This is a genomic window from Tumebacillus lipolyticus, assembly GCF_042682745.1.
In the GTDB taxonomy this organism is placed as follows: domain Bacteria; phylum Bacillota; class Bacilli; order Tumebacillales; family Tumebacillaceae; genus Tumebacillus_A; species Tumebacillus_A lipolyticus.
In genome coordinates this window covers 117,752-138,143 of record NZ_JBHUIO010000006.1, presented here as the reverse complement: position 1 = coordinate 138,143, position 20,392 = coordinate 117,752, and the positions used below count along the sequence as shown (strand labels likewise).

General features: G+C 52.5%; 21 protein-coding genes and 1 pseudogene. 19 read left to right on the top strand and 3 right to left on the bottom strand.

Annotation, left to right across the window (positions count from 1 at the left end; translation table 11 throughout):
* The first annotated feature begins 1 nt into the window (after position 1).
* The 8 genes from ACFSOY_RS12155 (at position 2) to ACFSOY_RS12120 (ending at position 8,889) form a co-directional block, all read left to right on the top strand.
* Positions 2-1,189 carry an ATP-grasp domain-containing protein gene (locus ACFSOY_RS12155; RefSeq protein WP_386047020.1) on the top strand — a complete coding sequence of 396 codons (1,188 nt, stop codon included), beginning with the start codon at positions 2-4 and terminating at the stop codon, positions 1,187-1,189.
* A 14-nt stretch (positions 1,190-1,203) separates the two neighbouring features.
* Entirely contained in the window at positions 1,204-2,481 is a 1,278-nt protein-coding gene (locus tag ACFSOY_RS12150) for an alanine--tRNA ligase-related protein (RefSeq protein WP_386047018.1), read from the top strand.
* 85 nt (positions 2,482-2,566) lie between these two features.
* Positions 2,567-3,226 (top strand): acyltransferase, encoded by a 660-nt coding sequence (locus ACFSOY_RS12145; RefSeq protein ID WP_386047016.1) that lies wholly within the window; start codon positions 2,567-2,569, stop codon positions 3,224-3,226.
* 23 nt (positions 3,227-3,249) lie between these two features.
* A complete protein-coding gene (locus tag ACFSOY_RS12140) occupies positions 3,250-4,452 on the top strand; it encodes an acyl-CoA dehydrogenase family protein (RefSeq protein WP_386047014.1) in 1,203 nt (400 codons plus the stop codon).
* Positions 4,453-4,470: 18 nt separating this feature from the next.
* A complete protein-coding gene (murA, locus tag ACFSOY_RS12135; RefSeq protein ID WP_386047012.1) occupies positions 4,471-5,775 on the top strand; it encodes a UDP-N-acetylglucosamine 1-carboxyvinyltransferase in 1,305 nt (434 codons plus the stop codon).
* A 385-nt stretch (positions 5,776-6,160) separates the two neighbouring features.
* Complete coding sequence (locus ACFSOY_RS12130) at positions 6,161-7,342, top strand: hypothetical protein (protein ID WP_386047010.1); 1,182 nt, start codon at positions 6,161-6,163, stop codon at positions 7,340-7,342.
* 930 nt (positions 7,343-8,272) lie between these two features.
* Positions 8,273-8,539: a pro-sigmaK processing inhibitor BofA family protein gene (locus ACFSOY_RS12125; protein ID WP_386047008.1), complete on the top strand. Its 267-nt coding sequence runs from the start codon at positions 8,273-8,275 to the stop codon at positions 8,537-8,539.
* Between the two features lie 143 nt (positions 8,540-8,682).
* Complete coding sequence (locus tag ACFSOY_RS12120) at positions 8,683-8,889, top strand: sigma factor G inhibitor Gin (RefSeq protein ID WP_386047006.1); 207 nt, start codon at positions 8,683-8,685, stop codon at positions 8,887-8,889.
* Between the two features lie 81 nt (positions 8,890-8,970).
* On the opposite strand, the gene ACFSOY_RS12115 is transcribed toward ACFSOY_RS12120, so the two are convergent.
* Both ACFSOY_RS12115 and ACFSOY_RS12110 read right to left on the bottom strand, forming a co-directional pair.
* Entirely contained in the window at positions 8,971-9,144 is a 174-nt protein-coding gene (locus tag ACFSOY_RS12115; RefSeq protein WP_386047004.1) for a hypothetical protein, read from the bottom strand.
* 18 nt (positions 9,145-9,162) lie between these two features.
* Positions 9,163-10,593: an NAD-dependent malic enzyme gene (locus tag ACFSOY_RS12110; RefSeq protein WP_386047002.1), complete on the bottom strand. Its 1,431-nt coding sequence runs from the start codon at positions 10,591-10,593 to the stop codon at positions 9,163-9,165.
* 187 nt (positions 10,594-10,780) lie between these two features.
* On the opposite strand from ACFSOY_RS12110, the gene ACFSOY_RS12105 reads away from it, so the two are divergent.
* The 11 genes and pseudogenes from ACFSOY_RS12105 to rsmI all read left to right on the top strand — a co-directional run bounded on the left by ACFSOY_RS12105 (position 10,781) and on the right by rsmI (position 19,987).
* Positions 10,781-12,223 (top strand): aminotransferase class I/II-fold pyridoxal phosphate-dependent enzyme, encoded by a 1,443-nt coding sequence (locus tag ACFSOY_RS12105; RefSeq protein ID WP_386047001.1) that lies wholly within the window; start codon positions 10,781-10,783, stop codon positions 12,221-12,223.
* A 6-nt stretch (positions 12,224-12,229) separates the two neighbouring features.
* Positions 12,230-12,862, top strand: a complete 633-nt coding sequence (gene tmk, locus ACFSOY_RS12100; RefSeq protein ID WP_386046999.1) for a dTMP kinase — start codon at positions 12,230-12,232, stop codon at positions 12,860-12,862.
* 12 nt (positions 12,863-12,874) lie between these two features.
* Entirely contained in the window at positions 12,875-13,207 is a 333-nt protein-coding gene (locus ACFSOY_RS12095) for a cyclic-di-AMP receptor (RefSeq protein ID WP_386046997.1), read from the top strand.
* A 20-nt stretch (positions 13,208-13,227) separates the two neighbouring features.
* Positions 13,228-13,674, top strand: coding sequence for a YaaR family protein (locus ACFSOY_RS12090; RefSeq protein ID WP_386046995.1), 447 nt, complete (start codon positions 13,228-13,230; stop codon positions 13,672-13,674).
* Between the two features lie 29 nt (positions 13,675-13,703).
* Positions 13,704-14,675 (top strand): DNA polymerase III subunit delta', encoded by a 972-nt coding sequence (holB, locus tag ACFSOY_RS12085; RefSeq protein ID WP_386046994.1) that lies wholly within the window; start codon positions 13,704-13,706, stop codon positions 14,673-14,675.
* A 5-nt stretch (positions 14,676-14,680) separates the two neighbouring features.
* Positions 14,681-15,322 (top strand): annotated as a pseudogene (locus tag ACFSOY_RS12080) (PSP1 domain-containing protein); the annotation flags it as partial.
* 80 nt (positions 15,323-15,402) lie between these two features.
* Entirely contained in the window at positions 15,403-15,735 is a 333-nt protein-coding gene (gene yabA / locus ACFSOY_RS12075) for a DNA replication initiation control protein YabA (RefSeq protein ID WP_386046992.1), read from the top strand.
* Positions 15,736-15,782: 47 nt separating this feature from the next.
* Entirely contained in the window at positions 15,783-17,033 is a 1,251-nt protein-coding gene (locus tag ACFSOY_RS12070) for an MFS transporter (protein ID WP_386046990.1), read from the top strand.
* Between the two features lie 100 nt (positions 17,034-17,133).
* Complete coding sequence (locus tag ACFSOY_RS12065; protein WP_386046988.1) at positions 17,134-18,132, top strand: MCP four helix bundle domain-containing protein; 999 nt, start codon at positions 17,134-17,136, stop codon at positions 18,130-18,132.
* Positions 18,133-18,335: 203 nt separating this feature from the next.
* Positions 18,336-19,100, top strand: coding sequence for a tRNA1(Val) (adenine(37)-N6)-methyltransferase (locus tag ACFSOY_RS12060; protein WP_386046986.1), 765 nt, complete (start codon positions 18,336-18,338; stop codon positions 19,098-19,100).
* The gene (rsmI, locus tag ACFSOY_RS12055; RefSeq protein WP_386046984.1) at positions 19,097-19,987 is read left to right on the top strand and encodes a 16S rRNA (cytidine(1402)-2'-O)-methyltransferase; all 891 of its coding nucleotides are present in this window, start codon (positions 19,097-19,099) and stop codon (positions 19,985-19,987) included. Before ACFSOY_RS12060 ends, rsmI begins: the two co-directional genes overlap by 4 nt.
* Positions 19,988-20,056: 69 nt before the next feature.
* Here rsmI and ACFSOY_RS12050 read toward each other — a convergent pair whose 3' ends face one another.
* Complete coding sequence (locus ACFSOY_RS12050; protein ID WP_038088386.1) at positions 20,057-20,296, bottom strand: AbrB/MazE/SpoVT family DNA-binding domain-containing protein; 240 nt, start codon at positions 20,294-20,296, stop codon at positions 20,057-20,059.
* Positions 20,297-20,392: the final 96 nt, after the last annotated feature.

The following is a 20,392-nucleotide window of genomic DNA, read 5'->3' as shown; positions in this document are numbered from 1 at the left end:
CATGTCCATCTTAATCTTTAATCGACACGCTAAAGAGAGAAAGCCTTATTCGGAATGGTTGGCTACGTTGCCAGAAGAATTATTCATGATTGGTAGTGACAAGGCTGTAGAAGGGTTTGAGGAATTTTCTGTTCGAATTGGTGTTCAGAATTTTCCTGAAAATGAGCTTGTCGAGGAAGAGGCACTACAACTCTATGCATCACGTCCCTTCCATACTTTGATTGCATTGGAAGAATCGGATCTGATCCGCGCTGGACGCCTCCGTACTCGTCTTGGACTTCGCGGGCAGTCTTTGGAGAGCGCGATAGCTTTTCGGGACAAGTGCGTTATGAAAGAACATGTAGAGCGTTCATCTGTCAAAGTGCCAGCTTTTGCTGCGATCGCCGATACAACGCTCACTAAATTTGTTGAAAAGCACGGTCTTCCCGTTGTGATCAAACCACGTACTGGCTTTGCCTCCTCCGATGTCCATTTGATTCGTACACAGGAGGAGTTGAACGATTTCCTCTCCAAATCTCATAATCCTAATCTGATGGTGGAGGCATTTGTTCATCATGTGAAAATGTATCACAGTGATGGTCTGATTGTTGGTGGAGAGGTGATATTTGATTGTTCGTTTGAGTACTTGAATGATTGCCTTTCTTTCAATCTAGGAAAAGGTGTGGGGGATGTGCTGCTTGAGCCGGATGATGCGATGAGCATACGTTTGAAGAAGGCAGTGCGTGAGGTGCTGAGGTCATTGCCGACACCGAATATCTGCGCATTTCACGCTGAATTTTTTTTAACACCACAAGATGAATTAGTCTTCTGTGAAATCGCTTCGCGAACAGCTGGTAGTTGGTCTCCACACTGCATTTATCACTCGTACAGGCTAGAAATGGATCGATATGTAACTCGTGCCCAGTGTGGATTGATTGATCCCATACCGCCTTCAAATCCGAAGGTAATAACTGCCCATTACCTCATGCCTCCTCGAACAAAGAAGCTGATCTCTATGCCTGAAAAGATTGACTACCCTTGGTGCGTGCGCAGTCGTCTAAACGGTATTGTAGGCAAAACCTATGAGCGACAAAGAAACTACTTTGATACGTTCGCTTCCTTCATGGTCGAAGGAAGCTCAACTGAGCAAGCTAAAAAACGTATTCTACAGGTTATCGAATACCTCGATCGGCAAACAATTTGGGAATAGAAGGTGAGATGATTTTGAGTAACGCATCAATTGTCCATAAGCATATTAGTGAACAGTTTGCTCTTCAATCCTTAAAATGGGGGTATCAGTCCCTCCCATCTAAAGACATCTTGTTAAACAAAGAAGTGACACCATTTTTTACATTTTCGCCGATGCTGAACGTGTTGGACATTTTTCTAAATGGTCAGGAAGAAACACCTAGGTCGATCAGCCAATTATGTGTGAGAAGTATGGGGAAAGTGAAAATTTCGCACAATCCAATTGTCACGAATTTCCAAAAGTTATTTGCATTATATAATTTTCAGCCTGAACGCTTAGATCACTATGTCGGGTTCGTACACGACTTCCTGATCGAAAGCTTAGGGCTTGTGAAAGAGCGGTTCTATTGGCAAATAGCGTCTGACAATGAGTCAATGATGCGAATTGTCAGAGCGCATGGTTTTACGAATATTATCTCGTCTGTAAAAGAACAGTTGATCTGTAAGATTCCAGAACTTACTCAGGAAGCCATCTATGTGAAAATCCTCTACCACTATAACGGGGGCCTAATTCCGATTACCAATCTGGTGTTGATCGGGCAAAAAGGCGAAATATCGATGCTCGATAGTGCGTTTTTTTATGATCGCCTTCTCTTTATTCTGGAAGGGGTAGAGTCATTTTTTGAAACTGAGAACTATCGGCCCGTTGCTGAGTGCTTGGACAAATTGTATCCAAATTTGCCTAAACCGGATCTACGTGTTCTCGGTTCATCACTTCGGCTTGCAACAGCACTGATGTTAACTGGCCTACAGCCTGGACCCAAAAAAGCAGAGTATGTGCTTCGCAAGTTGATCAGAGAAATTAGTACGATCCTCATGCAGCATGAATTGGAACCGACCAACTTTCATTGGGAGAAGATGTCATCTGCCATGCTCAAATCACTATACGAGTATGAACCAGACCTGTTCCGAGGGGAGATCATCGAGCAAGATCAAATGGTCAAGGTTTTTCAAAACGAATTTATTAGCTTCGCTAAAAACGTCGGTGCCCAAACCAAACGGCTGGTGAAAACTTTGAAGTCAAGAGCTCGTTTAGAAGTTTGTTTTGAAGAGATCAAAGACCTGCACGGTACTTACGGAATACCAGTTGAACTTATCGAAAAGATGTGCAAACAGTACGGATTTTCCTGTGAAGAAGATCCTGAGGTTGTAGGATACAAGAGCAAGCAACTTCCATATCCTTTTCCAGAGTGTCGCAATCCGAATTTCGACCCAATTGCTTGGTTCAAACAAAGTCGATTTACTGTCAGTTAAAATTGAAGCGCTACAACATTGTTCAATATTCTGGGCAACCAGTTTCTTGGACATGAATAATAATCAGTTTTGGGGGTTGTTACTAGTGAATAACAAGATTCAAGAACTAATTGATAACGGGATTTTGACACTTGGCAAAGGGGTTATCATCGAAGAAATGGTGTTGGTAGCGAATCGTGAAGAAACTAATGAAGGGGAGCTTCGTCAGATTTCAATTGGTGATCATACGATTGTGCGAGCTGGGGCCATCATTTATGAAGGCGTGACGATCGGTTCGGATTGCCGTATCGGTCACGGTTGTATTCTTCGTACTAATGCATCACTTGGTAACAATGTTGTTTTGTCACACCATGTGATCGTGGAACATGACAGCAAGTTAGGCAATTGGGTTCGAGTTTCTCCCCACACTCATATCACATCTTGTATGACAGTGGAAGATCGTGCATTCCTTGGAGCGGGTGTCATCACTGTAAATGATAAGTTTCTAACTTGGAAACGAAATGATCGTGAACCTAACCTTCTCCCCCCTTACGTTGAGTTTGGCGCACGCGTAGGATCTGGAACCACACTGCTTTCCGGCGTACGCATTGGCAAAATGGCAATGGTTGGTTCCGGTTCTGTCGTCACAAAGGACGTTCCACCATACACCATCGCTTTTGGCAACCCAGCAAAAGTACAGCGTGAATTGGATGAAGAGCATAGAACTCCAAACGGTTACGAAGAAGTGCTGACCGAAATGGAGTAATAAAAACTGAATGGGGCGAAGATATGAATTTTTCATATGATCAAAATGACGTTTATTGGCTACAAAAGATACGTCATTTCCTGATTGAACAGGATGTGAACAACGAGTTCGCAGTAGATGCAAGTGAGAAATTCCCATGGCATGTTCGGCAAAATGCGGGTCGCGCAGGGTTGATCGGATTGGACGTATCAATTGAGGGTGGAGGCCACAATCTAAACGCCTTAACGATGGGCTTGATTTATGAAGAGATGGGAAGATGCTCTGTCAACTGTCGTGAATTGTTTGGGGCAGGTCATGGCCTGATGATCGATCAGTTTGGATCAAAATATCAAAAAGAACGGTATTTGCCAGACCTGTTGAAAGGAGATATTTTGGTGGGTGTGGGCTTGACCGAACGGGACACTGGCTCTGATCTGTCTTCCACGAAAACCTTTGCGAGGCGAGTTGAAAATGGGTACGTTTTGCAGGGACGGAAAGAATGGGTGAGCCGGGTGGAAGAGGCGGGAGTTTTTGTCGTATTTGCAAAAACTAACCTGAACCCCGGTGTCAATGACCTTACAGCGTTCCTAGTTGATATGGATGATCCAAAGATAAGCAAGTATGCTTACAGTCCGATGGGGTTAAAAGGCTGGTCATACGGTGGCTTTGAGCTTAACGGTGTTTTTGTGCCGGAAGAGAATAGACTAGGTGCGGTAGGACAAGCGTTCGAGATCTTTAACCATCACTTCGGTTACTGGCGAATCCTAATGGCACTGATCTGTATCGGAAGTGCCAAAGAGGCAATTGATCAAGCGATCGCTTACTCGAAAGAACGCAATGTATTCGGTGGCCCTCTGGCACGCTTCCACTCGGTGATGCACAAAGTGTCGGAGAGCTTAACCGAACTAGATGCGGCGAAATTGCTGTGCTATCGTGCGCTCAATATGCTCGACTTAGGGCAACCCTGCATTCGTGAAGTCGCCATGGCAAAATGGTATGGAACGGAAGTTGCCCACAGAGCGATTGATCATGCAATTCAAATTCATGGCGCTCGTGGATATTGTCGAGAGTACGGCCTCGAACAACGCCTTCGTGATACTCGTGGATTGGTGATTGCTGATGGTAGCAACGAAGTAATGAAATCACTAATTGGTCGAGAAACTTTTGGGAGGTCTATTTATGACTCCATGTACGGCAGGGAAAAGCGACAAGAAGAGGATCTTCCTGCAGCAGCAACATTTATCTAACGAGAAACGGAGATCGAAATGTTCGTTCAGTCGATTGCAAAACAGACACTTTCGCTCGAGACCAGACTAAAAATTATCGGTGGCCGACCGCTTGAAGGTAAAACAACGATAGATGGATCGAAAAATTCGGTGCTACCGTTGCTCGCTGCCACTACGCTGATCGGAGAAGGATGGGCAACACTGAAAAACGTGCCTGCTATCACAGATACGGATGTAATGATCGAAATTCTTCATGAATTAGGCATGGAAAGCAAACGACAAGGTTCTACGGTAAAAGTATGTGGGGAATTGAAAAACGGAAAGGTTTCCAAATATCTTGCTTCCAAAATACGAGCCTCTTTGCTTTTCCTCGGACCTTTAATTGCCCTGTTGGGAGAGGCGGAAATACCGATCCCCGGCGGGGATATGATCGGTGACCGACCAGTGGATCTGCATGTTGACGCGCTGGCTGCACTCGGGGTCGAAACCACGATTCAAGGCGGATATATCTATGCAAAAGCAACCCGTTTTCCGCTGATCGGGGGGCGGGTCTACCTTGCCTTCCCAAGCGTAGGAGCAACGCAGAACGTTTTGATGGCTGCTGCTCTTGCAGAAGGGGTGACGGTGATTGAAAATGCTGCCCGCGAACCGGAAGTGATAGACCTTGTTCACATGCTTAACAAGATGGGTGCCAATATCAAGGGGGCTGGAACCAGTACGTTACACGTAAAAGGCACAGATAAGAAGTTACGGGGTGTCGAGCATGAAGTCATCCCAGACCGTTTGGAGGCGGGAACGATCTTGGCAGCCATGGTGATGACGGGGGGAGAAGGGATTATTAAAGGTGTGGTCCCAGCGCATAATCGATCCCTATTGTCCCTGCTTAACCAAATTGGGGTAAGATTGCATATCAGAAAAGATGGCATCGTAGAAGTGTTGCGGTCAACGTTAACTCATCCTATACGCGTCACTGCCATGCCATATCCAGGACTCCCAACCGACCTGCAGCCGATCATTACTAGTTTGGCTACGAAAGCACCGGGTGAATCGATCATCTCGGATATCGTTTTCAAAGAGCGGTTTGCGCATGTATACGAGCTTCGAAAGATGGGAGCGAACATTAGTCAGTCAAGCAATATCGTTCGCGTTCACGGCGGTACTCCTCTAACCGGCTCCAACGTTTACGGAAATGACATTCGATCTATAACCTCATTGGTCTGTGCAGGGTTGGCAGCCAAAGATGCTACGTATGTCCACGGTATTGAGCACTTACATCGTGGGCATGGGAACCTGATCCAAAAGCTCACCGATTTGAATGCAGTAATAGAGTATCAAAATTACTGAGAATCAACTTTCTAGTGGATTCGAGCAACTTGTGGATCAAGACCTTCTTTGCCTAAGAAACAAGTCTTTCACAGCAATACCAAGCGCTCCTCGAATAGAGGGGCGCTTTTTACATGACCCACCCCTACCCTTGTGTGTACATACGAGTCTCACGTGTGTAAAATGAGACGCGCATGCTCAACTCTGATGGCACGTCTGACTTTTTGGTAACTGAAAGCGGAGTACGGGCCGCAAACACGAAATATGAACACACCCCTGCGACAAGTTTAGCGGAGATTCAGAAGAATATATACACCTAGTATGTATGTTGATATAATTAATAAAAATAAAGTGTGATTTTTCGCTAAACATAGAATAGATATATTTGTCAGACGGGGGTATTCGAATGAGTACGCTTCTCGCACCAAAATATACAGAAGTAGACAAAATCCCGTTAGGGCAAAGAATAGAGGAAATAAAGAAGGAAAAGGGCGGCTATTATTCGAATGTGGCGATGGCAGGTCGCCTGGGGATACATACGGAGACTCTTCGGCTGATGTTAAAGGGCAAGCGGGAGATCTATACGTTCGAGTTAGAGAAGATCGCGAAAGATCTGAAGCTGCCGATCGATCGCATCATGCAGAGCGATATTCGGAACCAGACAGATGAGCTGAACGAACTGCTGCGGAAGCGAACGAAAGAGATGTTGCAACGGGCGTGGGTGATTGTGAACGAGCTGGTTGCCGGGGCGATGGGCCTTTCGGAGAAAGGCAACAGTCTCAACAGCTTGGCGAAAGTCCAATATTTTCAACGTTCTTTTGACGATGCGCACACGACTTGGTTGAAGGCGCTAGAATATGCGAAGAAACTGCACGAGCGGTATGCGAAAAAACATCTGCTGAACATCGTGACAGCAAATCTGATGATGACCTATTCGATTCGCAAAGAGTACAGTCACCTTGAGGAATTGCTCGATGTGGTGGAGCTGGCGTTTGCGAACGACCCGCTGAAGATGGGAATGGCAGAGTATACCCGGATGAAGATTCAGGAAGAGCGGGGGGATTATGAACTTGCCAAACAACATGCGCATCGCTCTTTCAAATACTTCGAAGAGACAGGGTCAAATGAGCAGATTGGGAATGGCCTGATCAACCTTGCGCATTGTGAATATCGGCTGGGAAACTATCGAGCATCTGCAAATGCGTTGGCTGAAGCAATCGAGTTTGTGAAGCCGTTTGAGAACATCCTGATTCTTGCGGTCAAAGAATATGTAAAATCATTGATGCAACTTCGAGACTACCCCACCGTTGTAAAAATGGTGGAGGCGTATCACACGCTCGCTTTAGAATATCCTGATTATTGGGCAAAGCTACAAATTATGTACACTTTTGCAAAAGATGATCCCTCGTATGCGGAGAGAATTGCATGTGATTTACATCTCGACGTTAACATTCGCTATCATGCTTGTAAATCATTAATGGAATTTTACTCGGAGAAACGTGACTTTGAATCTGTGGTGCGTTACTATGAAAAGAGTCGCCTGCTCATGGACAAAAAACGCACATTTCTCAACGAGGAGGGATTCTGATGAGAAGGAAAGTAGTCCGCGGGTTGTTAGCAGTAGCGATTGTAGCGCTGGTGATCGGGAATACGAGCGTCGACAGATTTGCTGCTGAAACCAATCCGCCTGGCCCTGCAATCATAGCCCCCATTAATAAGACATTACCATTATCTTATACCCCTTAGTTATCAATCGATTGAACGATCGAGTTAATTTTTATATTTTTCGGAAAATACGAGATCACACATTAATATCACGTTGCATCATATCGTAGGATGATAGCCAAGAATCCCACAAGTGTCCTGATCAGAAGCGACTGAGCAATCTCCACCTCGTCAAACTAGGACGAGGTTTTTTTGGAGGAAAAGGGAGGAAAAGGAAGGGGAAGCGGGCTGTTACAATGGCCGATTGCGATCTGAGCGAGCGCAGGCAGAACTGCTTCGCGAGGAGAATCACGCCCATTTTCATCGATTTCTCATTGCTTACAGCAAGGTGACTGTGGTAAGATAGCGATGTAAAGGTTTTGTGATAATACGGTGATATTTGATAATTAATCCCTTATGTAATTTATAGATGAGCAAGCAGATCGGATAACTGTAAGATGGTTGTGCAAAACGATTGCCAGTATGCACGCTCAACGATTTGATCATCGGTGAATATGTCCAGTCAGCGTTTGGAAGCGAGGGAAGCTACCAAGTGCTTTTTGTATTATGTAACATAATGGTAACAAATATCTCTGCATATTTCGTCGAAATTCTGATATACTAGGAAGTGACCACCAAAGTTTAACATTTTGGATGGCCTCCCAGGGCGGGGGAGAACGATGCCTCGCTCCCTTGAGCCGGTGACCTTTGTCACCGCTTTTTTTTCGCTTTTTTCTGCCGCTTTACCTCCCGCCCCTATCATGATCGCATGCGATGGCGCATAGAGTAGGGAGGAGGACAAGGGGGGGAAACGATGTCAGCATGGCAAGTGATTGGGATGCTCGTCGGAAGTGTCGTGCTCATCTATATGGTCGCCACTTTTTTGCGTGAGCCAGGTCCTGCGATCATCGGCCTGCTTCGCGGGTTGATCGTCGGCGTGGTCGCACTGGTTGTGATCAATCTGATCGGGGCATCTTTCGGCTTTCACATCGCCATCAACCCATTCACCGCCGCGACCACCGCCGTGCTCGGGTTGCCCGGCGTGGCAGCGCTGGTCGTTATCAACATCTGGATGGTTTGAGGCACACGATATGACGTATATGCAAGAAGCCGATGTTTCTATTCTGGAAATCAGAAACATCGGCTTTTTTTGCACGTATAAAACTCTTCGAAATCGTTATAATGGATTGCTAGAGAGACTGGCGGCGAAGGATGGTGAACAGGATGGAAGAGCTGAACGTGTTCAGAGAAAAAAGGAACGGTGGTATCTGTATCATTTGCGGGGAAGCAAAGCAGCAAGGCATTCGCATCATCTCGCAATTCCTCTGTCAGGACTGCGAGCGCGAGATCGTCGCGACAGATGTGCAGGATGAAAAATACAGCTACTATGTGGCGCGCATGAAGCAGATCTGGCTGGAGGCCATTTCGTAGCGGGAGGCCGATGATGGCGTCCCTTTTTTCATGGTGAACAGATGTCCGCCCCTCGCGCCGATTCCCTCGATCCTTTTTCTTCTACTTGCGAAATTTTTTCCGCAGCTCATAGGCGACCACACCGAGAATGCCCAGTCCGTCGAGCACGAGCGCCCAGGTGTAGATGCTGTTCGGGTAGACATAGACCATCAGCGCGAGAACTGAGCCGATGGCGGCGAGCAGGACGATGAGCAGAAGCGAGTTGGATGTGTTCATCGCAGTCTCTCCTCCGCCCTATTGCTTGTCGCTGTAGTCGCGGTATCGTCTGCGGGCGACGCCGGAGCTGTAGGCAGCTTCGATCACGCCGAGGCGAACCGCTTGGACGACCTTCTTGTTGAAGACGGACGGGATGATGTAGTGCTCCGACAGCTCTTCCTCGCTGACGACGTTGGCGATCGCATGGGCAGCAGCCAACTTCATCTCTTCGGTGATGTCAGAAGCGCGGCAGTCGAGCGCGCCTTTGAAGATGCCGGGGAAGCAGAGCAGGTTGTTGATCTGGTTCGGGTAGTCGGAGCGGCCGGTCGCCATCACGCGCACGTAAGGTGCCGCTTCTTCCGGGTCGATCTCCGGGTTGGGGTTGGCCATCGCGAAGACGATCGGATCTTTCGCCATCGACTTCAGGTGCTCGATCGTCAGCACGCCCGGTCCCGAGACGCCGATAAATACGTCCGCGCCTTGAATCACATCGGACAGGGTGCCTTCCAAATTCTCCGGGTTGGTATTGTCTGCATACCATTGCCACATCGGGTTGTCATACGTTTGCTTGCGCGAGATGACCCCCATGCGATCGACGCCGATCACGTTCTTGCATCCGGCCAACAGCACCATCTTGGTGCAGGCGATGCCCGCCGCACCGATGCCGGTGACGACCACCTTCAGGTCTTCCAGTCGTTTGCCGATCAGCTTGCAGGCGTTCATCAAGCCGGCGAGCAACACGACCGCGGTGCCGTGCTGATCATCGTGAAAGACCGGGATGTCCAGCTCTTCTTTCAAGCGGGCTTCGATCTCGAAGCAGCGCGGCGAGGAGATGTCTTCGAGGTTGATCCCGCCAAACGCTGGAGCGATCGCTTTGATGTGGGCGATGATCTCCTCTGTGTCCTTCGTATCCAAGCAGATCGGGAACGCGTCGACGCCGGCAAACTGCTTGAACAGCATCGCTTTCCCCTCCATCACCGGCATCGCCGCGTATGGACCGATGTCGCCCAGGCCGAGCACAGCCGTACCGTCCGAGACGACGGCGACCGTGTTTTTCTTGATCGTCAGCTTGAACGCTTTGCTCGGGTCTTCATGGATCGCTTCACAGATCGTCGCCACGTGCGGCGTGTAGACGCGCGCGAGCTCATCGCGGTTGCGAACGGGGATCTTGGAGCGGACCTCGATCTTGCCGCCCAAGTGCATCAGCATCGTGCGGTCAGACACGTTGACCACGCGGATGCCTTCCGCCTCTTCCAGCCGCTCGCGGATCACCTTCCCGTGCCGGCGGTCAAACGCGTTGACGTTTACGTCGCGGATCACAAGGTTTTTGTCCACGTGCACCACGTCGACCCCGATGATGTCGCCACCTTCTTCACCGATGATCTGGGCGACTTTCCCGAAGGTGATCGAGCTGTTTTGCAGTTCGAGCCGGTAGATCAGGGAAAGGCCGGCCATTTTTTCATTTGCCATCTATTTCGTTCCTCCTTTATGTACTCAGGCCAAAATTGAATAAAATCTATTCTATCACTCTCATCAGCAGAAACGAAAGATTGCAAAGGTAAAATTCCGTTGTATGGTGCGATTTGGCAAGACTATAATAGGAAAAAGGAACTCGCACGCACGATCTCGAAGTAATGATAGCATTGGGGGATTTTCTTTGACTTCATCTACTATTCCCATCTTGCAGGCGATCCTTTCCCATCTCAGGAGCCAGCCGGTCGGGTTTCACGTGCCGGGTCACAAGATGGGACGGGGGCTATCCGGAGAGTTGGGATCGTGGCTCGGCGCAGCCGGGCGGCTCGATCTGACGGAGATTCCGGGGCTTGATGACCTGCATGCACCAACGGGTGCCATCCGCGAGGCGCAGCGATTGGCGGCCGACGCGTTTGGCGCCGAAGAGACTTTTTTTCTGATCAATGGAAGCACGGCGGGCAACATCGCGATGGTGATGGCCGCCTGTTCGCAAAACGATACGATTTTGGTCCCCCGCAACCTGCACAAGTCTGTCATCCACGGCTTGGTGCTCGCCCGCGCGCTGCCCGCCTTCTATCGTCCGACGGTACACCCTGAGTTTGGCATCGCCGGCGGGGTGACGGTGGCGGAGGTCGAGCGAGCGGTGCAGGAGCACCCGGAGGCGAAGGCGCTTCTGATCACCTCGCCTACCTATCACGGCATCTGCTCCGACCTGGAGGCGATCGGCGAGGTGGTGCATCGCGCTGGCATGATGCTGTTGGTCGATGAGGCGCACGGGGCGCATTTCGCTTTTCATGAGCGCTTGCCCAAGACGGCGATGGAGTCGGGAGCCGATCTGGCGGTGCAGAGCACGCACAAGCTGCTCGGTTCGCTCACGCAGTCTTCGATGCTTCACGTGCAGGGGGCGCGCGTCGATCGCGTGCGGCTTCGCAAGCGGTTGCAGCTGATGCAGAGCACCAGCCCTTCCTACCTGCTGATGGCATCGCTCGACTGCGCGCGGCATCAGATGGTCACCGAGGGGCGAGAGATGCTGGAGCGGGCGCTGGCAGCAGCAGCAGCAGGTGCTGCGCGCCTGCGGGACATGCATCCGCTTCAACTGCTCGACGCGGACGATCCGCTGAAGTGGACGATCGGGGTGACCGGGCTTGGCCTGAGCGGGACAGAAGCTTATGACTGGCTGCACGGAGCGGGGCGGATGACGCTTGAGCTCTCCGACCCCTATAACGTGCTGGCGGTGCTGTCCTATGCGGACGGGCCGAGGCAGGTGGAGCGGTTGCTCACCGCCCTGTCCAAACTGCCGGCGAGCGGACAGCCGCTCGCGGTGCCGACCGCAGTCGAGCCGCCCGTCGGCAAGCGGGCGATTCATCTGTATGAAGCTTTCGATCTGCCGAGCGAGACGGTGCCGCTTCGAGAAGCGGCGGGAAGGGTGTCGGCAGAGATGGTGATCCCCTATCCGCCCGGCATTCCGCTCCTGATGCCCGGTGAGGAATGGACAGAGGACATGGTAGAATACGTGGAGCAGCTTCGCGCGGCTGGAGTTCGCTTTTCCGGCGCGGAGGATTCAGCGATAAATACGGTGCAAGTGATACGGCGATCGGCTGTTTCCTTGATAGATTGGAAGGAGTAACGGGACGTGGGGCTTTTTTTCACGCTGGAAGGGCCGGATGGCAGCGGCAAATCGACGCAGATCAAGCGGCTGGCGCAACGCTTAGAGGAGAATGGCATACGATATCGTACAACGCGGGAGCCGGGCGGAACGAAGATCAGCGATGGGATTCGCGCTTTGCTGCTCGATCCTGAAAACGGTGAGATGACCGCCAAGACGGAAGCGCTCTTGTACGCCGCATCCAGAGCGCAGCATGTGGCGGAGGTGATTCGACCTGCGCTGTCTGAGGAGATTGTCGTGCTGTGCGACCGCTATATTGATGCATCTCTCGCCTATCAGGCGACAGGCTTAGGGCTGTCGCTCGACTATGTGCGGGAGCTCAACGAGAGGGCGACAGAAGGCCTTTGGCCGACGAGAACCTATCTGATCGACGTGCCGGCAGAGGTGGGCATCGAACGGGTGTCCAAGAGCCGCGGCACCGGGCTTGATCGCATCGAACAGCGCGATCTGCTCTATCACGGGCGCGTGCGCGATCAGTTCTTGCAGCTGGCCGCTGTGGAACCGCATCGCTTTTGCGTCTTGGATGGCACCCGCTCAGTCGAGGAGGTCACCGACTTGATCTGGGAGGATGTGCGCCAGTTCCTACATGCTGACAAATAGGAGGCGTTCCCCATGAAACTTGTGATCGCAGTCGTGCAGGACAAAGACAGCAACCGCCTGTCGAACCAACTGATTCAAAAGGGGTTTGGTGCGACGAAGCTCGCCAGCACCGGTGGATTTTTGAAATCGGGCAACACGACGTTTTTGATCGGTGTGGAGGAAGAGCGCGTCGAAGAGGTGCTGCAGGTGATCAAGGACACGTGCAAGTCGCGTGAAAAGACGGTCACGCCGATGTCGAACATGGGCGGCAGCAGCGGGGAGACGTATGTGCCTTACCCGGTCACGGTGCAGGTTGGGGGCGCGACCGTGTTTGTGGTCGACGTACAGCAGTTTGCACATTTTTAAAAGGTAGAGGAGCGGTTTTGATGAAGATCGGGAACAACCAAAGACCTTTCGTCGAAACACTCGGATTGCGCGAGGATGCAAGAGCGGGAGATGTGAAATCTCCCGCTTTTCAAGATGTGTTTCAGCAAGCTAACGCCCGCTTGACCCGAGCGGAGCTGGACAAGCTGATGCGCCAGATCGACAACCTGGGCAACCACCTGGCCAAAAACATGACCTGGAAGGCGCTGCAGGACTACAAAGAGCAGGTGCGACGCTTTTTGGAGCAGGTGGTGAAAGGCGGGTTCGGCGCGAAGGAGAAGCAGGGCTTTGACCGCCGCGGGCGGATGCGGCTGTACAAGATCGTCTCGCAGCTTGACGATCTGATGGCAGAGCTTGCCGAACAGGTGGTGCGGGATGAGCAGGACCATCTCGACCTGCTCGCCAAGATCGGCGACATTCGCGGGCTGTTGCTCAACTTGTATTTCTAATCTTGACATAGCAGAAGGGAATGAGCGCGATGACTTGGCCAGTACCAGGCCCTGTGGCCGACATGTTGTCGCGGAGTGTGACCGGCGGGAAGTTGGCGCACGCCTACCTGTTCCTCGGGCCCGCCGGGGCAGGGCAGGAGGAGACGGCCGCCTATTTTGCCAAAGCGGTCCTCTGTGAGAGCGTCGGGACCAAGCCGTGCGGCAGCTGTGACCAATGCCGCCGCTTCGACTCGGGCAACCACCCGGATCTGCTGGTGGTCGAGCCGGAAGGCAACGCGATCAAGATCGCCCAGGTGCGCGATCTGCAGAAGGCGTTTTCGCGCAAGGCGATGCAGAGCGCGTCAAAAGTGTATCTGATCCATCAGGCGGACAAGATGACGGTGGAGGCGGCCAACTCGCTGCTCAAGTTTTTGGAAGAGCCGACGTCGCCGGTGGTGGCCGTGCTGCTCGCCGAGTCGAAGACGATGCTTTTGCCGACGATCATCTCGCGCTGCCAGGTGATCCAGTTTCCTCGCCGTCCGGTGCAGGTCGTGCAGGAGCAGTTGCAGGCGGAGGGCATTCCCGTTTCGAAGGCGCGATTCCTCGCTTTTATGAAACAGAGCGCAGGCGCGGCGAAACAGTTTGCAGACGAAGAGCGGTTTGCGGAAATCTTGACTGTGGTGTTACAATTGACAGAAGAGATTTCGGCGCGTCGCAACAACGCGCTGTTCACTCTTCAGGAAAAAGTGATCAAGCATGGCTGGCAGAGTCATGAGATCGAGGGATTGCTCGACTGCTTGGCGTGGTGGTATCGCGATGTGCTTCACGTCAGGCTTGGGATGGAGCGCGAAGTCGCGCATGACATCCATCTGGAGCGCTACCGCCAGCAGGCGATGAGCGCGACAGAAGAGCAGTTGCTCGCCATGATCGAGACGGTCATGACCACGAAAAAAAGATTGCAGAGCAATGCTAACGTGCAACTTTCGCTTGAGCATATGATCTTGCAGCTGCAAGGGGGATAGGAGCTATGTTCGCCGTAGTCGGAATTCGCTTTAAAAAAGCGGGCAAGATTTATTACTTCGACCCGGCCGACCTTCCTATCGAAAAAGGAAATTTTGCCATCGTGGAAACTGCGCGTGGCGTTGAATACGGAGAAGTCGTCATCGGCAAAAAGTATGTTTCTGAAGGAGATGTGGTTTTGCCGCTAAAACGGGTGCTTCGCATCGCCGACGCTAAAGATGCAGCCCAGGTGGAGGAAAATAAGGTCGCCGCGAAGAAGGCGTTTACGATTTGCCAACAGAAGATCTCAGATCATGGGATGGAAATGAAGTTGGTCGACGTGGAATACACGTTCGACCGCAACAAGATCATCTTTTACTTTACCGCCGATGGTCGCGTCGATTTTCGGGAGCTGGTCAAAGACCTCGCTTCCGTGTTCCGCACCCGTATTGAGTTGCGTCAAATCGGGGTGCGCGACGAGGCGAAACTGCTGGGCGGGATCGGACCATGCGGTCGCATTCTTTGCTGTTCGAGCTGGTTGGGGGATTTTGATCCGGTCTCGATTCGGATGGCGAAAGACCAGAACCTTTCGCTCAACCCGGCTAAAATCTCCGGTCTTTGCGGTCGTTTGATGTGTTGCTTGAAGTTTGAGAGCGACACGTATGATGCGGACCTTGAGGTGGCAGACGGAAGGTAGAACAGCTTGGGGAGGCCCATACGCTCGAGGGATTGCTAGTGGGGTGAACAGGTTTGGATAAACAGGCCGTTTTTGCACAAGTAGCCAGTGTTGAAGAGCGAATCGGCGAGCTCTATCGCGAGTTGGGGTCGCTGAAACAAAAGATCGTCGAACTGATCGAAGAGAACCAGAAGCTGCAAATGGAAAATGAGAATCTGCGCAAACGCCTCGACAATCAGGAGCGTGTTGACGAGACGGAAGCCGGTGACAAGGTCGTCCCCCTCGGGGAGGGCTATGACAACTTGGCGCGCTTGTATCAGGAAGGGTTCCACATCTGCAACCTGCACTATGGAAGTCTCCGCACCGAAGGGGACTGCCTGTTCTGTCTGTCGTTCTTGCATAAATAACTCGCGTCAACCGGTCAGTCATCCATGTTGAAGGAGGTGCGAACCTCATGCACGAGCAGGAGGCGTATCGCAACCTTCGCCACAATGTCAGAATCAACACAATACAGGGAATCTTTGCGGTGCTGGCGCAAAATTTGACGGCACCCTTCCTTCCCCTGTTTGCGATCAAAGTACTGGAAGCGTCCGATTCACAAGTCGCTTGGTTGTCGTCGTTGCCGGCGTTAACTGGGATTCTCGTCTTGTTGCCGGGCGCTCTTTTCATTGATCGACTTGTGGCGAAGAAGAAGTTTACCGGCACGATGATCTATCTTCGCGGTCTGTTTTTTCTGTTTCTTGCCACTCTTCCGTTTCTATCGCTCGACCTGTACTGGATGGCTTGGCTGTTCGTCCTGCTGGTCGGCCTGATGAACATCCCCTTTTCGGTCTATCAGCTCTCCTGGCAGGCGTTTATCGCCGATGTGATCCCTGCCTCGCAGCGAGCGCGGGTGTTCGGGATGCGCAATCGCATCACCCAGGGCATCGGCACGATCACGACCGTCTTGACCGGACTGCTCATCTACTGGTACGGGGGCGCCCCTTGGGCCTATCAGACGATCTTCGCCCTGTCGTTTGTCGTCGGCATGCTGGAGGCGTCGACCCTGATCAAGATCAAAGAGCCGATGCGCACCGTCGAAAAGAAGGGGCATTCGCTCTGGGAACTCTTGCAGGCGGTGCGCCGCGAACAGCGCTTCCTGATCTTTGCAGCCGCCTCGGCCGTGTTTCATTTCGGCTGGCAGATGGCGTGGCCGCTGTTCAACATCTATCAGATGTCGCCCGACTATGCGAACATGTCCGCCCTGTGGGTGTCGGTGATCACCGTCTGCAACTCGCTGATGGGCGTGCTGACCTATCCGTGGTGGGGCAAGGTGGCGCAAAAGATCGGGCATGGCTGGACGCTCTGCATCGGCACGGCCGGGCTTGCGACCGCACCGCTGCTGTACGCGTTGACGATGAACCTCTGGATGCTGGCCGCGTTCAACCTGTGGATGGGGATCTTTGTCGCCTGCACCGTGCAAACGCTGTTCAATCGGGTGTTGGAAGTGTCTCCCGATGATAAGCGAGCTCTGTTTATCGCCATGCACTCGCTGGTGATCGGGCTGACGGCGATCATCGCGCCGCAGTTCGGCGTGTGGGTGATGGGCCTGTTCGACATCAACGTGGCGTTCTACATCTCCTCTGGCATCCGCTTGCTCGGCTCGGTCGCGCTCGGATTGGTCGTCCTCTGGGAGATCAGGAGACGGCGCGCAGGTCGGCTGTGATCGCATCGCTTTTTCATTAGATGGGGAATCTGCTAGAAACGAATGTTCATGCTATCCTATATATTTTTCTAAATTTTTCGAGATGCGGGTGGTGAGTTTGGTGGGGGTGCGACCTTTTGGACGAGCCGATCAGGACAAGCCTGGGGGGAAGTTGCGACAGAGCATCGTCAAACAGATGAGCCTGATCATGGGGCTGTTGATTCTCTTCATCCTGATCGGAGGTGCGGTGCTCTACTGGGCGGACCGCTCGATGCTGGCCAAGTTTGAAGAGCAGGCCAACCTGCTGGAGAAGAAAGTTGCTCTCGCCGCCGAGATTTCCCAGAGCATGTCGAACTTGATGATCGAATATCGGGGGTATATCGCCTATCAGCTCCCGCAGTTTTTACCGCGCATCGATGCGAACAAGAAGCGGGTCGACGAGGGGATCGCGCAGTTCCGCCAACTGGCGTTGACCGAGGTGGATCGAGAGCACCTGACCTTTTTGGAAGAGGAGAGCCAAAGCTATATGCGCGACTGGATCGAGGTCGGCAAGCGAATGATCGAGAGCGGACAGCGCGAGGCGCTGACGACGATCACCGCCGAGGCGGGCTATCTGGACTTTTCGGACGAGCTGCGAACCAGGCACCAGCAGTTTGCCGAGCAAATGCTGGTCGCACAAGTTGAGCTGCGCACAGAGAACGACAGAAGGGTGAAGCAGCACACGCTCTACTATGCGGAATACTTGCTGTTGATCGCGCTGATCATCGGCGTGTTCGCCGTGCGCTTCGCCCGCGATGTGGGCAAGCCTTTGCGGACGCTCGCGCTGTTTTCGGAGCATTATGAGGATGTGAAGATCATCAACCTTCCCTATGACAAGCGCGAGGATGAGATCGGGTATCTGACTCGCTCTTTGAAGCAGATCTTTTTGCGATTCAAGGCGAATGAGCGCAGGCTGCTCGATCAGATGGAAGAGTTGAAACTGCAGCAAGATGAGATGATGGAGCAAAAAGAACAGCTGATCATGCAGCAGGACGAACTGCACCACACGCGGGCCAAGCTGCGGGAGATCGAGCAGCGGTTGGCAGACAGGCGGACAGATGAAAGACAGGGCGGGGAGTGACCATAAGAGCGTTGCAAGACTATTTTGCGACGTTGACCGACTGAGCAGCGTCTGTCGCTCTGCAGGAGCGAGTCGATCTGTTGTCCGCACCAGCAAAAGAGTGAGCGATCGCACCCCGAGCTTGGATGAGCGCGGGGTTTTTGTTTGAGATGTGCTATACTTCTTGCATAACTTTGCCTCTGCAGAAGGGGAGATCAGAACGCATGACATTTCAACTACAACCGGGAGAGCGATTGGATGATCTGCAGGTCAACAGCTACCGAATCATCCAAAGCCATCAGGTGTTCTCCTTTTCTTTAGATGCGGTGTTGCTCGCCCATTATGTCTCGCTGCGCAACAGAGACCGCGTGATCGACCTCGGGACGGGGAACGGCGTGATCCCGCTGCTGTTGGCCGCCAGGAGCAGCGCGGAGCGCGGCGAGATCGTCGGCCTGGAGATTCAGGAGCGCTTGGCCGACATGGCGCGGCGCAATGTGGAGGGGAACGGCCTGCAGCAGATGATCCGCATCGTGCATGGCGATACGCGGGAGGCGGTGCAGACGTTCGGCAACGAGTCGTTCGACCTCGTCGTCTGCAACCCGCCATACCGCCCGGCCGGGGTTGGCGATCAGAGCTTGAACGATCATGTGAAGATCGCCAAGCATGAGATCACCTGCACGCTTGAGCAGGCGGTGGCGGCCGCGGCAGGTCTGGTGCGCTATGAAGGGAAGGTCGCGTTTGTACACCGTCCCGACCGCCTGGCCGATCTGATCGCGACGATGCGCGCGCAGAAGCTTGAGCCAAAGCGAATGATGCTCGTTCATCCGCGGCCGGACAAGCGCCCGAACATCCTGTTGATCGAAGCGATCAAAGGAGGTCGTCCGGAGCTGCGCATCGACCCGCCGCTGATCGTTCATCAGGAGGACGGCTCCTATTCAAAGGAGATTTTGGACATCTACGCGGGACGAGGAGGATTGGTGAGAGGATGAAGCATCTGTATTCGTTTCAGGAGGAGACGGCAGGCGGAAAGCTGTATCTGGTGGCGACGCCGATCGGCAACTTGGCGGACATGACCTATCGCGCGATCGAGACGCTGAAGAGCGTAGCGGTGATCGCTGCGGAAGACACGCGCCAGACGCGCAAGCTCCTCACCCATTTTGAGATCACCGGCCCGCGGATGATCTCCTATCATGAGCACAACAAGAACAGCAAAGAGGAGGCGATCCTGTCTGTCCTGCGGGCGGGTGACAGCGTGGCCCTGGTCAGCGACGCGGGCACGCCGGGCATCTCCGACCCGGGTGCTGATATTGTGCGGGCAGCGGTGGAAGAAGGGTTTGCTGTCGTGCCGATCCCCGGTGCGGTCGCAGGCGTCACCGCGCTGATCGCCTCCGGATTGCCGACCGAACGCTTCAGCTTTGTCGGCTTCCTGCCCCGCGACAAGAAAAAGCGCCAGCGCGAGCTGGAGCTGCTCAAGCATTATCCGGACACGCTCGTCTTCTATGAAGCGCCCCATCGGGTCGAAGAGACGATCAAAGCGCTGCTCGAAGTGCTGGGGGATCGTCATCTGGTGATCGGGCGGGAGTTGACGAAGCGGTTTGAACAGTTTTCGCGCGGAAAGTTGAGCGAGTGTCTTGAGTGGTTTCGGAAAGAAAAACCGCGTGGGGAATTTGTGGTGATCGTGGAAGGAAGCGGAGGCGAACTGGAAAATCCGTTTGTCGAAAAAAAGTGGTGGGAAGAACTCAGTTTGTCGGATCATGTCGAAAAAGTGGTGCAGAGTGGCATTCCGAAAAAAGAGGCGGTCAAGCTGGTCGCCAAAGAGCGCGGGATGCCCAAGCGAGAGGTCTACAACGCGGTGATCGAAGCGGAGTTTGAATAGCGGGCAACAAAAAAAGCCCTGAATCGCTAGCCAGCGAAGATGGGGCTTTTTTTGTGTGCCGAAGGGCTGTTATCGGCTCATTTCCCCGATGCAGACCGAGCAGATGTTTTTGCCGCGGAAGTGGATGATATCATCAGCCGAACCGCAGAACACGCAAGCCGGTTCATATTTTTTCAGGACGATGCGCTCGCCGTCCACATAGATTTCCAAAGCGTCCTTTTCGCCAATTCCCAAGGTGCGACGCAGCTCGATCGGAATGACCACACGACCTAATTCATCAACTTTACGAACGATACCAGTAGATTTCATTTTGAATTCTCCCCCAGTTTTTAATCTTGAATTATATGACACGTGAATTCTACAATCTTCGACAAACTTTCGACATCTATAGCGTACCAATTACTC

What these genes read in the sequence shown, in the direction of transcription:
- ACFSOY_RS12155 (WP_386047020.1), top strand. Translation starts at nt 2, where the DNA reads ATGTCCATCTTAATCTTTAATCGACACGCTAAAGAGAGAAAGCCTTAT.
- ACFSOY_RS12140 (WP_386047014.1), top strand. Translation starts at nt 3,250, where the DNA reads ATGAATTTTTCATATGATCAAAATGACGTTTATTGGCTACAAAAGATA.
- murA (WP_386047012.1), top strand. Translation starts at nt 4,471, where the DNA reads ATGTTCGTTCAGTCGATTGCAAAACAGACACTTTCGCTCGAGACCAGA.
- ACFSOY_RS12130 (WP_386047010.1), top strand. Translation starts at nt 6,161, where the DNA reads ATGAGTACGCTTCTCGCACCAAAATATACAGAAGTAGACAAAATCCCG.
- ACFSOY_RS12125 (WP_386047008.1), top strand. Translation starts at nt 8,273, where the DNA reads ATGTCAGCATGGCAAGTGATTGGGATGCTCGTCGGAAGTGTCGTGCTC.
- ACFSOY_RS12120 (WP_386047006.1), top strand. Translation starts at nt 8,683, where the DNA reads ATGGAAGAGCTGAACGTGTTCAGAGAAAAAAGGAACGGTGGTATCTGT.
- ACFSOY_RS12115 (WP_386047004.1), bottom strand. Translation starts at nt 9,144, where the DNA reads ATGAACACATCCAACTCGCTTCTGCTCATCGTCCTGCTCGCCGCCATC.
- ACFSOY_RS12110 (WP_386047002.1), bottom strand. Translation starts at nt 10,593, where the DNA reads ATGGCAAATGAAAAAATGGCCGGCCTTTCCCTGATCTACCGGCTCGAA.
- ACFSOY_RS12095 (WP_386046997.1), top strand. Translation starts at nt 12,875, where the DNA reads ATGAAACTTGTGATCGCAGTCGTGCAGGACAAAGACAGCAACCGCCTG.
- ACFSOY_RS12090 (WP_386046995.1), top strand. Translation starts at nt 13,228, where the DNA reads ATGAAGATCGGGAACAACCAAAGACCTTTCGTCGAAACACTCGGATTG.
- holB (WP_386046994.1), top strand. Translation starts at nt 13,704, where the DNA reads ATGACTTGGCCAGTACCAGGCCCTGTGGCCGACATGTTGTCGCGGAGT.
- ACFSOY_RS12070 (WP_386046990.1), top strand. Translation starts at nt 15,783, where the DNA reads ATGCACGAGCAGGAGGCGTATCGCAACCTTCGCCACAATGTCAGAATC.
- ACFSOY_RS12060 (WP_386046986.1), top strand. Translation starts at nt 18,336, where the DNA reads ATGACATTTCAACTACAACCGGGAGAGCGATTGGATGATCTGCAGGTC.
- rsmI (WP_386046984.1), top strand. Translation starts at nt 19,097, where the DNA reads ATGAAGCATCTGTATTCGTTTCAGGAGGAGACGGCAGGCGGAAAGCTG.
- ACFSOY_RS12050 (WP_038088386.1), bottom strand. Translation starts at nt 20,296, where the DNA reads ATGAAATCTACTGGTATCGTTCGTAAAGTTGATGAATTAGGTCGTGTG.